The organism is Rhodococcus sp. Ni2 (assembly GCF_021352185.1).
Lineage (GTDB): Bacteria > Actinomycetota > Actinomycetes > Mycobacteriales > Mycobacteriaceae > Rhodococcus_F > Rhodococcus_F qingshengii.
In genome coordinates this window covers 440514-461471 of the sequence record NZ_WOXZ01000001.1, presented here as the reverse complement: position 1 = coordinate 461471, position 20958 = coordinate 440514, and the positions used below count along the sequence as shown (strand labels likewise).

Sequence of the window (20958 nt, the reverse complement as noted above, 5' to 3'; positions counted from 1 at the left end):
AACTAAAGCGGGGAGAGAAGGATGCGGCAGCAGTGGGGCCTGCGAGCAACGGCACTCGCAGCGACAGCAACGGCGCTTGTCGGTTGCTCCGTGGGCGGCGATGACGCAGACGCATCGGAAACAGGCGAGTCGTCGGCCGTACCTGCACCTCAGAAACTGCTCGCACTGGACGAGTTCGCAGCGCTCAACGCACTCACGCTCGGGGTCAAGCCCGATACGGTCTTCGCCACGCTGCAGTCGCAGGCGGCGAAGGAGATATTGCAGAGTGAGGGGATCGAGGTCGTCGACAAACCGACGTTCTTCCAATCACCAGATGTGGAGCAGATCGCGGCCGTTCATCCTGACCGAATCCTGCTCAGTGATGTCGGCTCGTTGACGTCGATCACCTTGCAGGCCAACGAGATTGCCCCGGCGACGGTGCTCGCCTATGCGGCGCCGTGGCGCGAAGTTCTGAATACCGCGGCGACGGCACTGGGTCGAGAGTCCGAAGCTCGCGAAATCGTGTCGAGGCTCGAGACCAAATTTGCCGAAGTATCCGGAACGGTCGAGGCGCAACCGCAGACGCTGTCAGTGCTGGTGGGATTCTCCGGCGGCATGTACACCGTCATCCCACAGTCGCCGATGTCCTCGATCATCGAGGAAGCCGGTTTCGGGCGCCCGCAAGCCGAACTCGACGCGAAGATCGGCCCCAACACAGGTGTTGCCACGTCTTCGGTGTCAGGCGAGGAGGTCGGACAGCACGCGGCGGACGCGATGGTGGTGACCTCGGGCAACATCTACGACGGCGCTCTAGTTCACGCAAATCCACTGTTCAACGAGATCTCCGCAGTGAAGGCCGGACGCACAGTGGACGTGAGCGGTGAACTTTGGTTCGGCAGTTATCCTTTCGCGGTCTACTGGATCCTCGAAGACCTCGAGGCTCTTGCCGATCGCACTCTCACCGGCGCGGAACTCCAAGGCCGCATCGCATCCGACGCCGACGCAGTTACCCGATGGAAGGCGTTCTCGAAATGACGACGACAGAGGCTACGAAAGCAGACATTTCATCTGAGGAGGCCGACGTATCACAAGGAGCGGCGGCCGAAGCCTCGCAAGCCAAAGCTGAAGCGGCGGCGCACAAGAGCGCGCTTCGCGAACTCCTTGCGCCAGTTCGTACACGGACCACCATCGCGATGGTGATGCAGGTGATCGCCGCGGTCGCGGCCATCGTGCCGTACGTGGCCATCGCCGAGTTGGGTAAGACGCTGATCGTGGGCGGCGACATCGACTCGTCTCGCGTCTGGACGATCGTGTGGGTGGTCGTCTTCGGTCTGGGTATGCGTGCGTTCTTCGGAGGCGGTGCATTGATCGTGACGCACTTCGCCGATGTCAATCTTCAAGCTGTGCTTCGGCGTCGAATCGCAGCGACACTCGGTCGACTTCCACTGGGCTGGTTCACCTCCCACTCGTCCGGAACCGTGCGAAAAGCCGCGCAGAACGACATCTCCGATCTCCACTACCTGGTTGCGCACAGCGCCGTCGAGACCACCGGCGCCATTGCGGTGCCGCTCGTCGGGCTCGGCTACGTGATCTCGATCGACTGGCGTCTGGGACTGGTCGCGATTGCCACCCTCCCGATCTACATGATCGCCTACGCGATGATGACCAAGGACATGGCCGTCAAGATGAGCCGGATGAATGAGGGCATCGCGGCCATCAGCAACACCATCGTCGAGTTCGTCACCGGCATCGCAGTGGTCAAGACCTTCGGTCAGGACAAGCAGTCACATTCTCGATACCGCGACGCTGCCAAGGCGTTTGCCGTCTCGTACGAGGGCTGGGTTCGCCCGATGCTCCGGACCGAGGCGCTGGCCTCGATTGCGTTGAGCGCACCGGTTGTGCTGGTGGTCAACCTTGGCCTCGGCTCGTGGTTCGTTCGCTCCGGATGGGTGTCACCCGTCGATGTGCTGACCAGTTCTCTTGTCGCGATGGTGATTCCGGTGTCGGTGACGACCATCGGTTTCGGTATGCAGGCTCGCCGTGAGGCAGCCGCCGCTGCGGCGCGACTGATTGCGCTGTTCGCAACCGACGCTCTGCCGGAAACCGATCATCCGAAAAAGCCTGTGGGGAACGAAGTTCGATTCTCCGGAGTCTCCTTTGCATACGACGACGGCGCCGACGTCCTGTCCGACATCGATCTGACGCTGCCGGAGGGCACGGTGACGGCGTTGGTCGGACCTTCGGGTTCGGGTAAGTCGACGCTGGCAACGCTGGTTCCGAGGTTCCACGACGTGCGTGCCGGATCCGTGGCCATCGGTGGTGTCGACGTCAGGGAAGTCGCTACCGACGAGCTGTACCGCCACGTCGGATTCGTCCTGCAGGACGTGCAGCTGGTCGAAGCGACCGTGCTCGACAACATTCGGCTTGCCCGACCGCAGGCGACTTCGGCCGAGGTGAAGGCCGCTGCCGCAGCCGCGCAGATCGACACCCGAATCGAAGCGCTCCCGAGAGGGTACGACTCCGTGGTCGGGGTCGACGCCAGATTCTCGGGTGGTGAAGCCCAAAGAGTCTCCATTGCGCGTGCGATTCTCGCGGACACTCCTGTTCTCGTGCTCGACGAGGCAACCGCGTTCGCCGATCCGGAGTCCGAAGCCGATATCCAGGAGGCGTTGTCGCGCTTGACGGTCGGCCGCACCGTGCTGGTGATCGCGCACCGATTGGCTTCGATCGTGAGTGTCGATCAGATCGTGGTCCTCGACGCCGGACGGATCGTGGAGAAGGGCACGCACGATCAGCTTGTGGCGAGTGGTTCAACCTATGCCCGGATGTGGGCGAGTCACAGTCGGGCCGACTCGATTGAACACAGTCGGGCCGACTCGATTGAGCACAGTCGGGCCGACTCGATTGAACGCAACACCGCAGGTAAGTCTGACGCAGCAGGAAAGGCCAACTCATGATTCGCGACCTCTTCCGGATACTCGGCCCGCAGAATCAGGGCCGTTATCGCGAGTTCCTGGTGTGGGCAGTGTTGTACGGCGTGATGCAGGGTTTGGCAGTGGCGCTTCTGGTCCCTGCGGTGCAGGCACTGTTCGATCAGAATTGGGGCAGTTTCGTTCGGTGGCTCGCCGCCATGGCCGTATGCGCTGTGATCAGTTCGATTGCGCACTACCTGCAGGCGATGAAGGGTTTCGAGTCGGCCCTCACTCTGCTGCGGACGATGCATCTGCGCCTGGGAGATCATCTCGTCACTCTGCCGCTCGGCTGGTTCGGCGCCGGCCGACTCGGGCAGGTATCGCAGGTTGCCAGCAAGGGCACCATCTCGGTGATGGGGGCCGCTGCGCACCTGATGACACCGATCATCTCCGGAATTGCCAGCCCGGCAACCATTGTCGTGTGCATGTTGTTCTTCGACTGGCGGCTCGGGTTGGCGCTGGTAATCAGCGTTCCGATTCTGTTCGCGGCAGCCAGATTTGCCTCGACGATGACTGCCAAGGCCGACGATCGGGCACATGCCGCAGCCGTCGAATCGAACAATCGAGTGCTCGAATACGCGCGTTGCCAACCGGTCCTGCGTGCTTTCGGACGCACCCACGGGGTGTACGAACCGCTCGACGACGCGATCGAAGCGCAACACACTGCGGGTCGTTCACAACTGTGGTTCGTGGTGATCGGGTCCGTGGTCAACGGGATCGCCCTGCAATTCGTGTTCTCTGCCGTGATCATCTTGGGCGCGTTCCTCGCGCTCGGCGGCGACATCGATCCGGTCACGTTGATCGCGCTACTCGGACTGACCGCACGGTTCATCCAGCCGCTGGGTGAGATCGGCGAGTTCGGCGGTGCAATCAGAATGGCACGCAATGAAATCCGGCGAATGTCCGAGATCCTCGAAGTTGAACCAATGGTCGAACCCGATACCAGCGGGACGGCGACGGGGGAGACGGCAGTGCAGTTCGACGCCGTCGACTTCGGATACGCGGACGGTGGGCAGGTTCTGCGAAACATCTCCTTCGACGTGCCACGGAAGTCGTTGACGGCGTTGGTCGGTCCGTCAGGGTCCGGCAAAACCACCGTCACCCGGTTGATCTCGCGCTTCTACGACGTCGACTCCGGTGTGGTGCGTGTCGGCGGCGTCGACGTGCGGGACCTCACGAGTGCCGACCTGATGTCGCAGCTGTCTCTGGTCTTCCAGGACGTGTACCTCTTCGACGACACGTTGATCGCGAACATCCGCCTCGGCCGCCCCGAAGCCACGGACGAGGAAGTCTTCGACGTGGCTCGGATCGCGGGCGTCGCGGAAATCGTCGAGCGGCTTCCGCGGGGTTGGGACACCCGTGTCGGTGAGGGCGGGACGGCACTGTCCGGTGGAGAGCGGCAGCGGGTCTCCATTGCGCGCGCACTCCTCAAACGCGCACCTGTCGTTCTGCTCGACGAGGCGACGGCCGCGCTCGATCCCGAGAACGAGGCACACGTGCAGCGTGCGATGCAAGAACTCGCCAGGGAAAGCACACTGCTCGTGATCGCTCACAAACTGTCGACCGTCGTGGCCGCAGATCAGATCATCGTGCTCGGTGACGACGGATCGATCGTCGAAGTGGGAACCCACGAAGTTCTGCTCGCAGCCGGTGGGAACTACGCCGCGTTCTGGAACCAGCGCCACCGTGCGTCGGGATGGCGGTTGGTAGCGGGCTGAGCAGGTGGCAAGCTGAGCAGAATGCAGACCGGAAAGAAGACGGGGCGGCCGCCGACGTTGTCGACAGTGGACATCGTCGAGGCCGCCCTGGCCGGTGATCTGAGTGAACTGACCATGCCGAGCGTGGCAAAGCGGCTGGGCGTCAGTCATTCTGCACTTTATCGCTACTTCGCAGACCGCGAAGCGCTGCTGCGTGCCTGCTCGGATCATGTTGTGCGTCAGACTGTATGGCCCGATACGAATCGTCCGTGGCGCGAATTCCTGAAGGATTTCTGCGACGTTCTGTGGTCCTCGTTCGAGCGCTATCCAGGTCTGGCCCAGGTCGGGCTCGCAGTTCCGGGCACGCCGCCGGCGATAATCGAGATCGTGGAGAAACTGGTCGGTTCGTTGACTGCGCAAGGCTTCACACCCCACGATGCGATATTGGCGGTGGACTTCATCTCCGAGGTGACGATGACGCAGTTCGCAATGATGGCGGCGATGGACAAGACCGTCAGCTCCGCCGATTCACGTTCCGCGCGAGAGGCGTATCAGGAAAGTTGGAATGCATCGGAGTCGTTGATCGAGGGAATCGGCGACGAATCGACGTGGCACGGGCGAGGTTGGTTGGACGAGAAGATCACGATCATGCTCGACGGCCTGGAAAAGCGTGTTATCGGCTGACATTTCTACTAGCTTTGAGAGTAATGCCCGTTTCGGCGTGATACAGGCTAATGTGCACACATAGGACGGGTGGTTGCTGCACCGGGAGGCGGGGATCATGGATCTCGAAGCGATTGTTCTCATCCAAAGACTCAAGTACCGATACGCACGCGCCTTGGACACCAAATCGTGGGTCGAATTCGCCGACACTCTGACCGTCGACGCCACCGCGATCTACGGAGAACAACTCAGTTTCGATTCCCGAGATTCGTTCGTCTCCTTCCTCGAGAACACTCTCGGATCACACATCATCACCGAACATCAGTGCGGGCAACCCGAGATCGACGTCGACGGAGACACCGCAACCGGGATCTGGTGCCTCGCGGACACAGTGGTAATCCCCGAAGACGGCATGCTGCTTCGCGGATCGGCCTTCTATCACGACAGATACACCCGCTGCAGCGACGGTGAATGGCGAATCTCCCACACGAGCTACGAGCGGACCTGGGAATCGGTGGTGGCGCTCGCCGACATGCCGAGTTTCCGATTGACGTCCAACAAGTGGGCGCTGCTGCAGCAACCGTCGTTCGGCGACTCGGTCGTTCGCAACGTCTCCTGAGGTCGCCCGCGATTAGAGTCGGCTCATGGTTGATGCAGATTTTTCGCTGCCTGACGTACGGACGTGGATTCGCGGTATCCCCGCGCTGACCGGAACTCCGCCGCCCGCGCCCGAGTGTTTTCCGGAAAAGCCGGGGGAGTTGTTCCTCGACTGGCTCCGTGCGGCCGTGGCCTTCGGCGTCGTCGAGCCACACGTGTGTGCGCTCTCGACCGTGGACGGCGACGGTATGCCTGATTCTCGCTTCCTCATCCTCAAGGACGTGACCGAGGGTGGGTTCTGGTTCTCTGGTTCAGCTGCTTCGCCGAAAGGTGTTGAGCTGAAAGAAAATCCGCGAGCATCGCTCGCCTTCTACTGGCGCGAGACGGGTCAACAGATCCGGATTCGCGGAACGGTTCGCGAGGGCGACGACGCACTTCGACGCCGAGACTTCGTCGAACGCTCCGTCACCGCGCGAGCGGTGGCGACGGCAAGTAAGCAGAGCGAGGTGCTCGAAGACTTAGGGGCGTACGACGCGTCGGTGGCCGCTGCGGAAGCAAGAATCAGCGACGACCCAGGGTTCGTGTCGAAGGACTGGCGTGCGTGGTGCCTCGAGCCGGAGTCTGTCGAGTTCTGGCAGGCAGACTCCGGGCGTCGACATCAGCGGTGGTTGTACCGGCGCGGCTCGGACCGAGCATGGACACGAGCAGTGCTGTGGCCCTAAGGGGCAGCTGGGCCCAGATCAGCTCGCGCTGATCTCCGGCGATACGAGGTTGACGACGATCGACTGTCCGCCCAGCTTGGCGTGGATTTCGGGATGTTCGAACCCCGAGGACAACAGGTAGCTGCCGAGCATCGTGAGCAACTCGTCCAGATCCGTCGTGGGATCGGAGGAATGTGCGCTCGAGGGTGAGGCCTGATTTGCGATGAGTTCGGTGTGGGTGAGTCGACCGGCCACTCGAACGGCGGCTACGCCCATCGCGTCGCGACGTACGACGGTACGACTTCGAGTTTCGAGCGTCCTCGATGATTCGCGTGTTGAAGCTGGCACTGAAAGGTCCTCTCCGCTGCTGTGTGCGGCCGTGGTTCGGGCAGGAAGCGGAAACGTGAATGCATCGGATTGCTTGGGTGCGGTCGACAGAAAATCCGCTGTGGCGGTGGCACTGCTGGAACCGTTACCCGTGGAAAGGTTGCTCCCAGAACCATTGCTTGCAGAACCATTGCTTGCAGAACCATTGCTTGCAGAACCATTACTTGCGGAACTATTGACTCTCGATCCGTTGCCGGAACCGTTGGGGCCCGCTATTCCGTGAGAATTCTTGTCTTCCATTGTTTCGCTCCTGATGCCCGTAAACAGACCGCCGGTTTGCTTAATCGACGCAAACATACCAGGAGTTGGTTTACGGTCACACCCCTTGTGGAGTTCGGCGTTGAATGCGCAGCCACATTGCGAAGCCCCACAGGACGAAGAATGCATAGACCAGATAGAGGATCGCCGAAGGGTAATAGCCGGCTCGGAAAAGAAGGGGAACACCAACGGCGTCGACGCCGATCCAGATGAGCCAGAATTCGGTCCAGCCGCGCGCCATGCCGTATGTCGCGAGGATGGAGCCGGTGAAGATCCAGGCCTCTGCCCACGCTCCGTACGAGCCGAGGAGGTCGAAGATCCAGGCGAAAGCGATTGTGCCGCTGGTCATGACGGCGATCATGGCGACGCGCTCGCGAGTTGTCGCCCAATGGGGCAGGACTGCGCGACCGGAGTCGCGTGCCCCGCGTCGCCACTGAGTCCACCCGTAGACGCTGACGGTGATGAACAACAACTGACGGCCGGCCTGGCCGTAGAGATTGAGCTCTTGCGGCGTGTGGAAAAGTGCGCCCATGAACACCGTGAACAACAAGGCATTTCCGGCTATACCGACGGGCCACGCCCATACCGAGCGTCGCGCGCCCGCGATCGCGGAGCCGATTCCGAACGCGTTTCCGATGATCTCTCGCCAGAGAATCGTGGCGCTGCCGATGTGCAGTTCGGCGTCGAACAGCGCCTCGATCAGGCTCATCAGTCCGCAGCAGCGACGAGGGGTTCGAGCGTCAGATCCGGGAGTTCCTTCTGGATGTACTGCAGGCGCCACTTGTCACTGACCAGGGCGAGCAGAACACCGTCGGAACGGGTGAAGACCTCCACACCTCGTTGACGGTTCAGTTCGACCTCGGACGCGGCGTCGGTACGGCGAGCCAATGCGTAGCCGAGCGGTTCCATCTTGGCCTCGACGTTGAACTCGGCCTTCATGCGTGCTGCGACGACCTCGAACTGCATCGGGCCGACGGCCGCCATGACGGGGGAGGCGTCGCCGCGGATGTCGTTGCGGAGAATCTGGACGACGCCCTCGGAATCGAGTTGGTCGACAGCACGGCGGAACTGCTTGTACTTGCCGGCGCTTTCGGCGCGCAGGATCGAGAAGTGTTCCGGCGCGAACGACGGGATCGGCGGGAACTCCACCTTCTTCTCGGTGTACAGCGTGTGGCCGGGTGCGAGTGCGGTGGCGTTGACGAGGCCGACGACGTCGCCGGGGAACGCGGATTCGACGGTGGAACGTTCACGTCCGAATACCGTCTGGGCGTACTTGGTCGTGAAGGGCTTGCCGGTTTGGGCGTGTGTGACAACCATGCCGCGCTCGAACACGCCGGAGACGATGCGCATGAACGCCAGACGGTCGCGGTGCGCGGTGTCCATACCGGCCTGCACCTTGAAGACGACCGCACTGAACGGATCGGTGACCTCGCGCGGCTTGCCGCTGAGGTCTTCGCGCCCACGCGGCGGCGGCGCCAATTCGACGAGGGTGTCGAGAATCTGGCGGACGCCGAAGTTAAGCATCGCGGACGCGAAGATCACCGGGGAAGTCTGACCGGCGAGGAACATCTCCTGATCGTGGTCCTGGCCGGTAGCGGAGAGCAGTTCACTCTCCTCGGCCGCGGTCTCCCACTCGGAGCCTTCCTTGGCGAGCGCCGCGTCGGCGTCCATGACCTCTTCGGGGGCGATCTTCGCGCCGCCTGCGGTACGGGTGAAGCGGACGTACTCGCGAGCCTCACCGTCTTCACCGCGCCGCAGCAGTCCGCGGAAGTCGCCGGCGATGCCGACCGGCCAGTACAGGGGGGTGGGTGTGAGGCCGATCCGTTCGCTGATCTCGTCGAGCAGTTCGAGAGGAGTCTGACCGGGACGGTCCCACTTGTTGATGACGGTGATGACCGGAATGCCGCGGTGACGACACACCTGAAACAGCTTGAGCGTCTGCGGTTCGAGGCCCTTGGCAGCGTCGATGAGCATGACCGCCGCGTCGACGGCGGTCAGGACGCGGTACGTGTCCTCGGAGAAGTCGGAGTGACCGGGGGTGTCGACGAGGTTGATGACGTTGATCTGCTCGTCCGGGGTCTCGGACGAGTGGTAGTTGAACTGCAGTGCGGTGGAACTGACGGAAATGCCGCGGGCCTTCTCCATCTCCATCCAGTCCGAGACCGTCGACTTGCGGCCTGCCTTGCCGTGGACGGCTCCTGCCTCCGAGATCTTCTTCGCGTGCAGTGCCAGCGCTTCGGTCAGCGTCGACTTTCCGGCGTCGGGATGCGAGATGACGGCGAAGGTTCGGCGACGCTCTGCCTCTGCGGACAGGCCCTTGGTCGTCGTCGTGACCGCGACCGACCCGCTCTCGGTTGAATCGGGGCCTTCGGTGTCGGACTGGACAGTCGAGTCGGAAGGGACGGTCGAGTCGGACGGGGTAGTCAACGAAGAACCTCTCGAAGTGGGCGTCGGTGCCGGCGACGTGCCGGTGCGCGGACAGGTGGAGAGTGCGGCAGCACAACAGAGAAAGGATACTCGCAGACCACGATGCGATAGCCACTGCGGCGTAACACTCGGCGAACGATCGCTGATTATCCATGTATGTGTGTGTTCGAACACACAGCCATTTGTGTCCTGCGAAGAGTTGCACTGATCGAAGAGTGACACTGACCGAGGAGTTGCGTTGAGCAAGTTCACCGAAGAGATGTATGCGACCGCCGCAGTCACCGACCGCGGCCTGGTGACGGGAGAGCCGGACAACGCTTTCCGTCAGACCTGGGGCGACATCCACCAGGAGGCTAGGCGCATGGCCGGCGGCCTGGCCGAGGTCGGTATCGATCGCGGCGTCGCGATCGGCATTCTCGCCGGACAGCCCGTCGACATCGCACCTGCCTGCCAGGCGACGTGGATGCGCGGTGCGTCGGTGACGATGCTGCATCAGCCGACCCCCCGAACGGATCTGGGCGTCTGGGCTCAGGACACCGAGACTGTGATCGACATGATCTCCGCGAAAGCCGTCATTCTGGGTGCGCCCTTCGACGCTGCCAAGCCGCTCCTCGAAGAGCGTGGCATCACCGTCGTGACGGTGGACGAGCTTCGCAGCGGAACGTCGATCGATCCCGTGGAGACGGCCGAATCGGATATCGCACTCCAGCAGTTGACGTCCGGTTCCACCGGTTCGCCCAAGGCTGTGCAGATCACGCACGAGAACTTCTACACAAATGCCTACGCCATGATCAACCGCATCAAGTTCTCCATCGAAGACGACGTGATGGTGAGCTGGCTTCCGCTCTTCCACGACATGGGCATGGTCGGTTTTCTCACGGTTCCGATGCAGGTGGGCGCAGAGGTCATCAGCATCACGCCGATGGATTTCCTGCGCACCCCGGTGCTGTGGGCCGAGCTGATGGGCAAGTACGGCGGAACTGTCACCGCCGCACCGAACTTCGCGTACTCGCTCTTGGCTCGTCGACTCGCACAGGCGGAAGACGGGGCAGTCGACCTGTCCAGCGTCCGATACATGTGGAACGGCGCCGAGCCGGTGGATCCCGACACGATGGATGCACTCGCCGAGGCAGGTGCGCGTTTCGGTTTGAACCCGACTGCGCTGGCGCCCGTGTACGGAATGGCGGAAACCACGCTCGCCGTGTCGATTCCGGATCCCGATCAAGGTCAGGTCCTCGACTACGTCGATCCAGACTTTCTCGAATCGATGTCTCGAGCGGTGCCGTCCAATCGCCCCAACGCTCGTGCCCTCGCCACACTCGGCAAGATGGTGCCTGACCTCGAGGGACGCATCGTCGACCGTGACGGTCAGGTGCTTCCGGCCCGCGGTGTCGGAATCATCGAGGTTCGCGGCAAGGCAGTCACTCCCGGGTACGTCACGGTCGACGGGCACAAGCCGGCCCAGGACGACGACGGTTGGCTCGACACCGGTGACGTCGGGTACTTCACCGAGGAAGGACTGGTCGTGGTGTGCGGGCGTGTCAAGGACGTCATCATCATGGGCGGCCGGAACGTGTACCCCACAGACATCGAACGGGCGGCCGGAACCGTTGCCGGTGTGCGTCCCGGAAACGCCGTCGCGATTCGTCTCGACGCCGGCCAGAAGCGTGAGAGCTTTGCAGTCGCCGTCGAGACCAACGCTTTCGAAGATCCGGAAGAGGTCAAGCGTATCGAACGCGAAGTGGTCCACGCCGTGGTTGCCGACGTCGGTGTCCGACCTCGCGCCGTTGCGGTCCTGGGTCCCGGCAGTATCCCGAAGACGTCGTCGGGGAAGCTCCGCCGCGCGAATTCGGCTGCACTGCTGGGTAACTGACCGTCAGTGCAGGCGGTTCTGTGCGGCTTCCAACCCGAGTTCGAGCAGTAGCTCCACTGCATCCGCAGCCTCTTCGCATACGAGATCGAGTTCTTTTCGCTCCGTGGACGAGAACGGCTTGAGAACGTAGTCCGCCGGGTCCATGCGGCCCGGCGGACGACCGATCCCGACGCGCGTGCGCAGGTAGTCCTTGGTGGTCAATGAACTCGAAATGGACCGCAGGCCGTTGTGGCCGCCTTCGCCGCCGCCGAGTTTGAGTCTGATCGTCCCGAAATCGAGATCCAGTTCGTCGTGGACGACGATGATGTTCGCGGCGTCGACCGAGAAGAACCGTGCGAGACCGGCGACAGCGCCACCCGAGAGATTCATGTACGAGCGTGGTTTTCCGAGAATCACGCGCCGGCCGGCGAGGCGACCTTCGACGATTTCGGCACCACTCTTCTTGTGTACGTTGAACTTTCCGCCCATGCGCCCGGCAAGGGTGCCGGCGACCATGAAGCCGACGTTGTGCCGGGTCTTCTCGTACTGGGGGCCGGGATTACCCAGGCCGATGACGAGGGCGGTATCTGTGCTCAACGGACGCTACTTTCTGGCTTGATTTTTCCTGCTACGCACGAACGGCGCGTCACTCCGAATCGGAATGACGCGCCGCGCGCAGTGAGTTCTGTTGGAACCGAGAGGATCAGGCCTCTTCTGCAGCCTCGTCGGCGGCGGGAGCTTCTGCGCCCTCTTCGAGGTCTGCCTCGGTGGGTGCAGCAACGACGTTGACGATCAGGGTGTCGGCGTCAGCCTGCAGGGTCGAGCCCTTGGGCAGTTCGAGCTGGCTGGCCAGGATCTGGGTTCCGATCTCGAGACCCTCGACCGAAACCTCGATCTGCTCGGGGATGTGAAGCGCGTCGGCCTCGATGGAGATCGTGGATGCGTCCTGCGCGACCATCGTGCCTGCAGCAGCATCGCCGACGACGATGACGTTCACGTCGATCGTGACCTTCTCGCCCTTCTTGATGACGAGGAGGTCGGCGTGCTCGATGTAGTTGCGGATGGGGTGCACGACGACCGACTTGGTCAGTGCAACCTGCTCCGTGCCCTCGATGTCGAGGGTGAGGATGGCGTTGGTGCCGTGTGCACGGAGGATGGCGGCGAAGTCGCGAGCCGGCACATTGAGGTGGCGGGGATCTTCACCGTGGCCGTACAGAACCGTGGGGACCTGGCCGTCCCGACGTGCGCGGCGAGCTGCGCCCTTGCCGAATTCGGTGCGGACGACGGCGACGAGGTTGTTTTCTTCAGACATGATGAAACGGCTCCTACAACTCACGGGGTTCGTGCTCGGTTTACTGACGTGTGGTTTTGCCTGCGGCAAGGCGGACAGGCGCGCACACGGCCAGGAGCGAAACGCTCGAGCTGAGCCGTAGCCGCGTCGATCACGGTAAACCTGCAACGTGTGGAACTGCTGCGATTCACCCTCGCCGAGACAACTTTGGATACGTTACCGGAGTTTGCTCCCGGCCGCTAATCGCAGGTGGTGGGGACCTGGCCGTGTGGACGTGGTTCGCGTCACATCGAAAGCGGTAGCCTGACGGAGTGACCATCGTGGGGAACGCTCCCGAAGGCAGTCGGCTCGGTGCCGTCGTGCCGGGTACCGACCTGTCGCAGCATGCTCGCCTACTCAGTCGGGTGCACGACGCAGTTCTCTCCGGCCAGGAACCACCGGCGCAGCCGCGGACCGTCGTGGCGCGGTCGTGGTCGAGGGTGGCCGCCGGCGGGCTCACGCCGGATCACTGCGGTGCGTCTACTGTCGCCGATTTCTCCGAGTTGGAGGCGAGGCGTTCGCGTACCGCGCTGCGAAGCGTTCTGCCCGAACTGCGAACCACGCTCACCGAGGTCGCCGAGGACGCGGGCTTCATCGTGGTCGTTGCCGACGCCGACGGTGTCCTGCTCTGGCGCGAAGGGGCGAAGACCGTCAAACGTGCGGCGGACGCTCTCGGGTTCGCGGAAGGCGCACGCTGGTCGGAGCAGTCGGTGGGGACCAACGCGATAGGTACCGCGCTGATCGAAGACTCTGCGGTGCAACTCTTCTCGGCCGAGCACTATGCGCCCACGCATCACAATTGGTCGTGTACCGGCTCGCCCGTGCACGACCCACGGACGGGCGAGATACTGGGCGTGGTGGACATCAGTGGATCCGCAGCTTCGGTGCATCCCACTACCGTCGCGCTGGTGCGCACCGCGGTTCGCCTCGCGGAGGCGACGCTGTGGCGCGAGCACGCGGCTTCGCTCGAGCGCCTGCGCTCGCGCGCGGCGCCGTTGTTCGCGGCAGGAACAGGTCCGGCATTGGTGGTCGACGAGTACGGCTGGGTGGCCGGCGCCAGCGGGATTGCCGCGCCTGACCGCGTGGCAGCACCCAGTGCGGGAAAGCCCGTCATCGTGCCAGGTCTGGGGATGTGTCTGCCTGAGCCGCTCGGAGACGGCTGGCTGTTGCGCACCGGCGTCGGCGGGCCGTTGATCGAGCTGGAGCTGGCCCTCGGCGCATCGCCGCAGGTGACGGTGCGTGGTGACGCCAACTGGACGCGCGCGCTTTCCCCGCGTCACGCTCAGATCTTGCGGGCACTGGCAGCCGTCGGTTCGGCAGGTGTGGATGCCGCAGGCCTGAGCGAAGTGCTCTTCGGTGATCGCGAGCATGTCGTGGCAGTGCGCGCCGAGGTGTCCAGACTGAGGAAACACCTCGGCGCGGTCCTGCAGACTCAGCCGTACCGCTTTGCCGACGGTGTGCGAGTTGTGGTGATCTAGCGCGCCGCGCTGATTCCGGCACGACGTCCGAAGAAGCTGCCGTCGCCGAGACTTGTCCCGCTGGCGTAACCGCCCGCACAGACACCGGACGTGCAGCGACCCGCTGCGAAAAGTCCGGGGATCGGCGCACCCGAGACGTGCAGAACCTCGGAATCGACGGTGGTCTTCAATCCTCCCAGCGTGAATCCGCCTGTGCGGCCACGGAGATCGATTGCCGCGAACGGGCCGACGATCGGCTTCACCCACTCGGACTTCTTGCCGAGCACCGGATCCGAACCTTCAGCCGCGTGCCGGTTGTAGAGGTCGACGGTGGATTGCAGCGATCCGGCGGGCAATCCCATCTCGCCTTCGAGTTCCTCGACGGTCTCCGCCACCCAGCTCGGCTGCGCCCGCAACTGTGCACTGGACGATTCGGCATTCATGCCTTCCTCGTACGCAGCTTCGTCGATCACGAGGAATGCCTGGTTATCCTGCTGGAACAGCGTTGCCTGGCCGATGCGGCCGGGGTAGGTGTCCTCGGGGATGTATCGCTGACCGCGGCCGTTGACAAGAATGCCGCGCACCATCAACTGTGGGTCGCAGAAGAACGCGACCTCGGTGGCGTCCATGTGTGCGGTGTCGGCGCCGAGTGCCTGACCGATCTGGATTGCGCGGCCGTCGTGCGCCTCGATGGAGGCCGCCGGGTGGCCGAAGATACGCGGTGCGTTCGAGCGCACCATCTCGTTGTTGTACGCGAAGCTGCCCATCGCCAGCACGACGCCCTTGCGTGCGCGAATCGCGACGTCCTTGCCGTAACGCTTGGCGACGACGCCGACAACCCGATCGCCGTCTACCACCAGAGTTTGGACGCGCAGATCGTATTCTGCTCGGACACCGAGCTTCTCGGCCGTCTCGACGAGTGGCTTCATCAGCATGTAGCCGCCGCCCTTCTCGCCGGTGTTCTTCTCGGACATCTGCGGAACGTGTCCGCGGGGCGCGGGATCGACGAGGGTGTTGAACGGCGCGGCGTTCTCGCCTCCCGAGTACATGAGGCCGTCGTCGTACGGCGGTTCCCAGCCGGGCTGACCCCAGAACGATTCCTTGAACGGGACCCCGGCGTCGACGAGCCAGTTGTAGTGATCGACGCTGCCCTCGCAGTACGCGTCGATCTTCGTATCGTCGGTTCCGGGGCCGAGCGCTGCCTTCATGAACGTCTTCATGTTCTCGACCGAGTCCTCGAACCCGCACGCCTTCTGCAACGGCGTTCCACCGCCCAGGTAGATGAATCCACCAGCCAGTGACGCGGCTCCGCCCCAACCGCCCGTCCGCTCCAGGACGAGCACCTCGGCGCCGGCACGAGCTGCTTCGATCGCAGCGGTGACGCCGGCGATGCCGTATCCCGCGACGACGACGTCGGCCTCGTAGTCCCAGGTGGTGATGTCGGCAGCGGAGATCGGTCTGACGGTGGGGTCGGCCATGCGAATAGTCCTCTCGGAAGGCGAAACTGCTGATCACCCCACAGTTGCAGTTTCGACTTCCACAGATCAGGCATGGTCCCGGTCAACGGGAGGTTTGTAATCCCCTGACCGCGCACAGAAATGTGTCCAGGTCGGCTTCGTCGACGAAGTAGTGCGGCGATGCGCGAACCACGGCATCGAGCCCGCGGGCATCCATGTCGAGGAGGGTGGACCCGCGACCACTGACGGTGACGGTGATGTTCTGTGCTGCAAGCTGATCCCGAACCAGGTGCTCGGAAATACCGTCGACGGTGAAGGAAACGATGCCGCTCAGATGGGTTCCTCGATCGCGGACTTCGACTCCGGAAATCGCTGCCAGACCTTCCCTCAGCGTGACTGCTCGGGATTCGATCTGCTCCCACGCCGTGTCGGTGCCGATCGAGAGCAGATAGTCGGCGGCGACGCCGAGACCCAGGCGCGCAGCGACACTCGTTTCCCAGAGCTCGAATCGTGTTGCGTCCGGTGCGGGTACGAAGCTGTTCTCGCCGGTCCATTCCGCTCCGTGCAGGTCCATCGCAGCGGGTTCGAGTGCGTCGACGAGTCCGGGGCGGACGTACAGGAATCCGGTTCCGCGTGGCCCGCGGAGCCACTTGCGGCCGGTTGCGCTGAGGGCGTCGACGCCGAGTTCGGTGACGTCGATGGGCAATTGGCCGACGGACTGGCATGCGTCGAGCAGAACGAGCGAGCCGTGGGCCCTCGCGAGTTCGACGACCTCGCGGACGGGGTTGATCAGGCCGCCGTTGGTGGGGACGTGGACGACGGAGACGACGCGAACACGATCGTCGAGCATGTTCTCGAGTGCGTCGAGGTCGATGCGTCCGTACTGATCGCTCGGGATGATCTCGACGTTGGCACCGGTCGAACGCGCCCGCCCCAGTGCAGCGATGGCGTTGCTCGCGTATTCGACTCCGCTGATGAGAATTCGATCACCGGGTCCGAGCGGAACGGCAGCGAGGAAGTCGTTCCACGCGCGGGTCGCGCTGTCCGTCAAAGCGATATCGGTTGCCTGAGCACCGATGACCCGGGCCAGCGAATGGGGAACAGCAGCGAGGGCGCCGCTCTGATGAGCAGCTGCGACGTATCCGCCGACGTCGGCTTCACGTCGCAGGTGCTCGATCATCGTGGCCGGCACCGGCTCGGGCGGGAGCGAGGATCCCGCGCTGTCGAGGAACACCTTGTCAAGGCATCCGGGAGTGTCGCGGCGGATCGTGTCGAGATCGAACATGGCACCTTCCGTTCATGTCGGTGTGGTTCAAACTACCTGTGAACGAAGCTGTCCCGATGGAGCGAAGACTGGGCACGGCCGATGCCGTGGTGATCGGCCTCGGCGCGATGATCGGCGCCGGAGTCTTCGTGGTGTTCGCGCCCGCTGCCGCAGTAGCCGGTACCGGGTTGCTTGTGGGCCTGGCGATTGCAGCGTTCATCGCATTCTGCAACGCGACGTCGTCGGCGCAGCTTGCGGCCAGATACCCCACTTCAGGCGGGACCTACGTCTACGGACGTGAGCAGCTCGGACCCTGGTGGGGGTTTGCCGCCGGCTGGTCGTTCGTGATCGGGAAGACCGCGAGCTGCGCGGCAATGGCTCTGACTTTCGCGACGTATGTTGCGCCTACGGCCTGGCGTGTCCCCGTCGCGGTATTGGTGGTGGCAGCGCTGGTTGCAGTCAACTACCGCGGAGTCACGCGGACGGCGCACATGGCCAGGGTGATCGTCGCCGTGTCGACGACGGCGCTGTGTGTAGCGCTGGTGGTTGCCGTCGTCGGTCCTGGTGCGGTGCGCGAGTTCCCGGATCTCGCATTCGGGTCGTGGTACGGAATTCTGCAATCGGCGGGCCTGCTGTTCTTTGCCTTCGCCGGGTACGCCAGGATCGCGACGCTGGGGGAGGAAGTGCGTGATCCGCGTCGAACGATTCCGCGGGCGATCCTGATCGCACTCACCGTCGCCGTCATCCTCTATGCGCTGGTAGCGGTGGTGCTGTTGGTGACGCTGGGACCTGATCGGCTGGCGAATTCGGCGCGACCACTGGCAGATGCGGTGGGCGCAGTCGGTTGGAGTTGGGCCGTTCCCGTAGTGGTGATCGGTGCCACGGCGGCGTCGGCGGGGGCGCTGCTGGCTCTGATCGCCGGCGTGAGTCGTACGGCGATGGCGATGGCCCGCGAGCGCGATCTGCCAGTGGCCCTCGCTGCAGTCCATCCACGGTTCGGGGTCCCTCACCATGCGGAACTTGTGGTCGGTGCCGTTGTGATCGCCTTGGTCTCGACAACCGATCTTCGTGGGGTGATCGGCTTTTCGTCGTTCGGAGTGCTGCTCTACTACTTCGTCGCGAACGTGAGTGCGTACAGCCAACGCGGTGTGGACCGGATGTATCCGAAGTGGCTGCAAGCGGTCGGCGCGGCTGGTTGTGTCGTTCTGGTGGTCACACTTCCGTGGATCGCGGTTGTTTCCGGGGCAGGTGTGGTTCTGGCCGGTTGTGGGTACCGGTGGATACGACTGAAGAAATTCAACGACACGTAACACCACAAAGGGTGCATCTCGGACGTTGGCGTTCTATCGTCGGTAGCGACCGCGAAGACCGCCCGAAGGGGAAGTCGAATGGTGACAGCAGCGTTGACAGCAGCACAGACCACGCAGGTGGATTCACGTCCTGCGGCCGAGGCCTACGTCGGTGGTGTGTGCTTCAAACAGGGGCCACCCCGTTTGGTCGGAGCTGAGCTCGAATGGCTGACCAGCCAGGTTCCCGGTGGGGAGCGGCCGTCAGCAGCGACTCTGGCAAAGGCACTCGGGCGACACGCACCCACCAGTATCGACCCGGATTCACCAGCGGTTCCGCTTCCTCGTGGCAGCCTCGTCACCGTAGAACCTGGCGGACAGATCGAACTCTCGTCAGCGCCGCGGACGTCCGCCCGAGAACTGTGTGACTGTCTCGACGAAGACCGTCGTACTCTCGAAACACTCCTCGCGTCGTACTCCATCGAAATCAGTTCTGCCGCGGCCGACGTCGCCCGCCCACCTTCCCGGATTCTCCGGTTGCCACGTTATTGCGCAATGGAATCCCGCTTCGCCGGGATAGGACCGTACGGCACCTTGATGATGTGCAATACAGCAGCAGTGCAGGTCAGTGTCGATGCCGGCGGCAGCCCGGAGTCCATTGCCCAGCGTTGGCGGCTCCTCGGGGACATGGGGCCGGCGCTCATCGCTGCGTTTGCGTGTTCTCCACGCTTGCAAGGGGTTCCGAGAGGGGATTGGGCGTCCCAACGCATGCGGACGTGGCTCGAACTCGATTCCTGGCGAACGGTCGCAGTCCCGGAAGTGCAGGACTACGCCGGCTGGGCGCTCGATGTTCCGCTGATGTGTGTGCGAAACGAGGGCGACGATTGGACGGCTCCGCGGGGTGCCACTTTCGGGGACTGGATAGACGGCACTTTCGATGCCGAGATCGGACGCCGACCCGTCTGGGCGGACTTGGACTATCACCTGTCCACGCTGTTCCCGCCGGTTCGCGCTGTCGGCCATCTGGAGGTTCGCTACATCGATGCGCAGCCGGAAGATCTGTGGCGAGTACCGGTAGCAGCGATCGACGCGTTGCTGTCCGGGCCTGCCGTGATGCGTGAGGCGAGTGATGCCGCAGCGTCGACGGCCGGGAGATGGCGGGATGCGGCAGAGTACGGTTTGGACGACGTCGAACTGCGTTCGGCGGCAACCTCTCTGATGTCGCTTGCCGCGTCGTACGCGCCGGAGCCGCAGTTCGTCCGTCTTCTCGATGCCGCAGCCGAACGGTGTTGTCGCGCAATTGTGCCCGGTGAGAGCGACACATGACGGGGGAGATCACCAAGGAAGCGGTCGAGGCCGTACTTCTGCGAGCGCGTGAACGGTCGACTCTGCTCACCGACTGCGTCGACGATACCGAATTGGTCGCTCAGCATTCCCCGTTGATGAGTCCGCTCGTGTGGGACCTGGCGCATATCGGCAATCAAGAGGAACTCTGGCTGGTGCGAGATGTCGGTGGCCGCGATCCGGTGCGTAGCGACATAGACGAGCTGTACGACGCGTTCAAGCATTCGAGATCGTCGAGACCCACACTTCCCCTGCTCAACCCGGCCGAGGCGCGCGAATACGTACGTACGGTTCGCGGGAAGGTCTGGGATGTGCTCGAAGCCAGCACCTTCGGACGCACAGAACTCGACATGGACGGTTTTGCCTTCGGGATGATCGCGCAGCACGAGCAGCAACACGCCGAGACCATGCTCGCGACCCACCAATTGCGTTCGGGGCCCACGGCACTCGTTGCGACTCCCGCTCCGCAAGCGGCCCGCATGCCGGAACTCGACGAGGTCACCATCGCGGCCGGCCCCTTCGTCATGGGGACCGACGACGAACCGTGGGCACTCGACAACGAGCGCACGGCGCATCAGGTCTATCTCACCGACTTCGCGATCGACAGATTCCCGGTCACCAATGGGCAGTTCGTCGAATTCATCGAGGACGGCGGCTATTCCCGACCGGAACTGTGGTCCCGTGACGGTTGGCGGCATCGCGTCGACGCGAAACTCCGTGCACCGCTGTTCTGGGAACGCGACAGTTCGGGTTGGTGGCACGAGACTTTCGGCGTCGAGGCGCCGGTCCCACCGGACAAGCCCGTCGTGCATGTGAGCTTCTACGAAGCCGAGGCCTACGCGAGTTGGGCAGGCAAACGGCTTCCCACCGAGGCGGAATGGGAAAAGGCCGCGCGGTGGGATCCGGAATCCGGAAGATCGCGACGATTCCCGTGGGGGGACGTGTCCGCAGACGAGAATCATGCCAATCTCGGTCAGCGCCATCTCGGTCCCGCCGGCGTCGGCTCGTACCCGGCGGGTGCGTCGGCAGCGGGTGTCGAGCAGTTGATCGGTGACGTGTGGGAGTGGACGTCTTCGGGTTTCCATCCGTATCCGGGTTTCCGGGCCTTCCCGTATCGGGAGTATTCGGAGGTGTTTTTCGGCGGCGACTACAAAGTGTTGCGAGGGGGATCGTTCGGGACCGACAGCGTTGCCTGCCGGGGGACGTTCCGCAACTGGGACCACCCGATCAGGCGCCAAATCTTCTCGGGTTTTCGCTGCGCCAGAACGATTTCGGGTAGATCCTGAC

The 20958-nt window shown here is 63.5% G+C and carries 18 protein-coding genes; 11 read left to right on the top strand and 7 right to left on the bottom strand.

The window, feature by feature from the left end:
• The first annotated feature begins 21 nt into the window (after window positions 1-21).
• From GN300_RS02095 to GN300_RS02070, 6 genes are all read left to right on the top strand, one after another.
• A complete protein-coding gene (locus GN300_RS02095) occupies window positions 22-1014 on the top strand; it encodes an ABC transporter substrate-binding protein (protein ID WP_063316783.1) in 993 nt (330 codons plus the stop codon).
• The gene (locus GN300_RS02090; RefSeq protein WP_233405560.1) at window positions 1011-2936 is read left to right on the top strand and encodes an ABC transporter ATP-binding protein; all 1926 of its coding nucleotides are present in this window, start codon (window positions 1011-1013) and stop codon (window positions 2934-2936) included. The genes GN300_RS02095 and GN300_RS02090 overlap by 4 nt, the downstream gene beginning before the upstream one ends.
• Entirely contained in the window at window positions 2933-4669 is a 1737-nt protein-coding gene (locus tag GN300_RS02085; RefSeq protein ID WP_063316785.1) for an ABC transporter ATP-binding protein, read from the top strand. The genes GN300_RS02090 and GN300_RS02085 overlap by 4 nt, the downstream gene beginning before the upstream one ends.
• A gap of 21 nt (window positions 4670-4690) precedes the next feature.
• Window positions 4691-5332: a TetR/AcrR family transcriptional regulator gene (locus tag GN300_RS02080; protein WP_063316786.1), complete on the top strand. Its 642-nt coding sequence runs from the start codon at window positions 4691-4693 to the stop codon at window positions 5330-5332.
• A gap of 97 nt (window positions 5333-5429) precedes the next feature.
• The gene (locus GN300_RS02075) at window positions 5430-5930 is read left to right on the top strand and encodes a nuclear transport factor 2 family protein (RefSeq protein WP_003946235.1); all 501 of its coding nucleotides are present in this window, start codon (window positions 5430-5432) and stop codon (window positions 5928-5930) included.
• A 25-nt stretch (window positions 5931-5955) separates the two neighbouring features.
• Complete coding sequence (locus GN300_RS02070; RefSeq protein WP_058226047.1) at window positions 5956-6630, top strand: pyridoxal 5'-phosphate synthase; 675 nt, start codon at window positions 5956-5958, stop codon at window positions 6628-6630.
• 18 nt (window positions 6631-6648) lie between these two features.
• Here GN300_RS02070 and GN300_RS29965 read toward each other — a convergent pair whose 3' ends face one another.
• The 3 genes from GN300_RS29965 to GN300_RS02055 all read right to left on the bottom strand — a co-directional run bounded on the left by GN300_RS29965 (window position 6649) and on the right by GN300_RS02055 (window position 9567).
• Complete coding sequence (locus tag GN300_RS29965; protein ID WP_306669658.1) at window positions 6649-6957, bottom strand: hypothetical protein; 309 nt, start codon at window positions 6955-6957, stop codon at window positions 6649-6651.
• A gap of 355 nt (window positions 6958-7312) precedes the next feature.
• Complete coding sequence (pnuC, locus tag GN300_RS02060) at window positions 7313-7963, bottom strand: nicotinamide riboside transporter PnuC (RefSeq protein WP_050654516.1); 651 nt, start codon at window positions 7961-7963, stop codon at window positions 7313-7315.
• Window positions 7963-9567 carry a peptide chain release factor 3 gene (locus GN300_RS02055; RefSeq protein ID WP_135000451.1) on the bottom strand — a complete coding sequence of 535 codons (1605 nt, stop codon included), beginning with the start codon at window positions 9565-9567 and terminating at the stop codon, window positions 7963-7965. Before GN300_RS02055 ends, pnuC begins: the two co-directional genes overlap by 1 nt.
• Window positions 9568-9919: 352 nt before the next feature.
• Between GN300_RS02055 and GN300_RS02050 the strand changes: the two genes are divergently transcribed.
• Window positions 9920-11554, top strand: a complete 1635-nt coding sequence (locus GN300_RS02050) for a fatty acyl-AMP ligase (RefSeq protein ID WP_003946224.1) — start codon at window positions 9920-9922, stop codon at window positions 11552-11554.
• Window positions 11555-11557: 3 nt separating this feature from the next.
• On the opposite strand, the gene pth is transcribed toward GN300_RS02050, so the two are convergent.
• Both pth and GN300_RS02040 read right to left on the bottom strand, forming a co-directional pair.
• Window positions 11558-12130, bottom strand: a complete 573-nt coding sequence (gene pth, locus GN300_RS02045) for an aminoacyl-tRNA hydrolase (RefSeq protein WP_003946229.1) — start codon at window positions 12128-12130, stop codon at window positions 11558-11560.
• 106 nt (window positions 12131-12236) lie between these two features.
• A complete protein-coding gene (locus GN300_RS02040; RefSeq protein ID WP_003946242.1) occupies window positions 12237-12845 on the bottom strand; it encodes a 50S ribosomal protein L25/general stress protein Ctc in 609 nt (202 codons plus the stop codon).
• 290 nt (window positions 12846-13135) lie between these two features.
• Between GN300_RS02040 and GN300_RS02035 the strand changes: the two genes are divergently transcribed.
• Window positions 13136-14341: a GAF domain-containing protein gene (locus GN300_RS02035; RefSeq protein WP_232319110.1), complete on the top strand. Its 1206-nt coding sequence runs from the start codon at window positions 13136-13138 to the stop codon at window positions 14339-14341.
• On the opposite strand, the gene GN300_RS02030 is transcribed toward GN300_RS02035, so the two are convergent.
• Together GN300_RS02030 and GN300_RS02025 are read right to left on the bottom strand one after the other, a co-directional pair.
• Window positions 14338-15798 (bottom strand): FAD-dependent oxidoreductase, encoded by a 1461-nt coding sequence (locus tag GN300_RS02030; protein ID WP_063316788.1) that lies wholly within the window; start codon window positions 15796-15798, stop codon window positions 14338-14340. The genes GN300_RS02035 and GN300_RS02030 overlap by 4 nt on opposite strands.
• An 82-nt stretch (window positions 15799-15880) precedes the next feature.
• Window positions 15881-17062: an aminotransferase class V-fold PLP-dependent enzyme gene (locus GN300_RS02025; protein ID WP_063316789.1), complete on the bottom strand. Its 1182-nt coding sequence runs from the start codon at window positions 17060-17062 to the stop codon at window positions 15881-15883.
• 14 nt (window positions 17063-17076) lie between these two features.
• Between GN300_RS02025 and GN300_RS02020 the strand changes: the two genes are divergently transcribed.
• From GN300_RS02020 to egtB, 3 genes are all read left to right on the top strand, one after another.
• Entirely contained in the window at window positions 17077-18351 is a 1275-nt protein-coding gene (locus GN300_RS02020; RefSeq protein WP_063316790.1) for an APC family permease, read from the top strand.
• A 78-nt stretch (window positions 18352-18429) separates the two neighbouring features.
• A complete protein-coding gene (gene egtA / locus GN300_RS02015) occupies window positions 18430-19653 on the top strand; it encodes an ergothioneine biosynthesis glutamate--cysteine ligase EgtA (RefSeq protein WP_047270292.1) in 1224 nt (407 codons plus the stop codon).
• Window positions 19650-20957 (top strand): ergothioneine biosynthesis protein EgtB, encoded by a 1308-nt coding sequence (gene egtB, locus GN300_RS02010; RefSeq protein ID WP_054782048.1) that lies wholly within the window; start codon window positions 19650-19652, stop codon window positions 20955-20957. Before egtA ends, egtB begins: the two co-directional genes overlap by 4 nt.
• The last annotated feature ends 1 nt before the right edge of the window (window position 20958 follow it).

Excerpts from the sequence above, each read along its gene's own strand:
- GN300_RS02075 (WP_003946235.1), top strand. The coding sequence starts at position 5,430 with ATGGATCTCGAAGCGATTGTTCTCATCCAAAGACTCAAGTACCGATAC.
- GN300_RS02020 (WP_063316790.1), top strand. The coding sequence starts at position 17,077 with ATGTCGGTGTGGTTCAAACTACCTGTGAACGAAGCTGTCCCGATGGAG.
- GN300_RS02070 (WP_058226047.1), top strand. The coding sequence starts at position 5,956 with ATGGTTGATGCAGATTTTTCGCTGCCTGACGTACGGACGTGGATTCGC.
- egtA (WP_047270292.1), top strand. The coding sequence starts at position 18,430 with ATGGTGACAGCAGCGTTGACAGCAGCACAGACCACGCAGGTGGATTCA.
- GN300_RS02025 (WP_063316789.1), bottom strand. The coding sequence starts at position 17,062 with ATGTTCGATCTCGACACGATCCGCCGCGACACTCCCGGATGCCTTGAC.
- pnuC (WP_050654516.1), bottom strand. The coding sequence starts at position 7,963 with ATGAGCCTGATCGAGGCGCTGTTCGACGCCGAACTGCACATCGGCAGC.
- GN300_RS02030 (WP_063316788.1), bottom strand. The coding sequence starts at position 15,798 with ATGGCCGACCCCACCGTCAGACCGATCTCCGCTGCCGACATCACCACC.
- egtB (WP_054782048.1), top strand. The coding sequence starts at position 19,650 with ATGACGGGGGAGATCACCAAGGAAGCGGTCGAGGCCGTACTTCTGCGA.
- GN300_RS02085 (WP_063316785.1), top strand. The coding sequence starts at position 2,933 with ATGATTCGCGACCTCTTCCGGATACTCGGCCCGCAGAATCAGGGCCGT.
- GN300_RS02040 (WP_003946242.1), bottom strand. The coding sequence starts at position 12,845 with ATGTCTGAAGAAAACAACCTCGTCGCCGTCGTCCGCACCGAATTCGGC.
- GN300_RS02095 (WP_063316783.1), top strand. The coding sequence starts at position 22 with ATGCGGCAGCAGTGGGGCCTGCGAGCAACGGCACTCGCAGCGACAGCA.
- GN300_RS02080 (WP_063316786.1), top strand. The coding sequence starts at position 4,691 with ATGCAGACCGGAAAGAAGACGGGGCGGCCGCCGACGTTGTCGACAGTG.
- GN300_RS02090 (WP_233405560.1), top strand. The coding sequence starts at position 1,011 with ATGACGACGACAGAGGCTACGAAAGCAGACATTTCATCTGAGGAGGCC.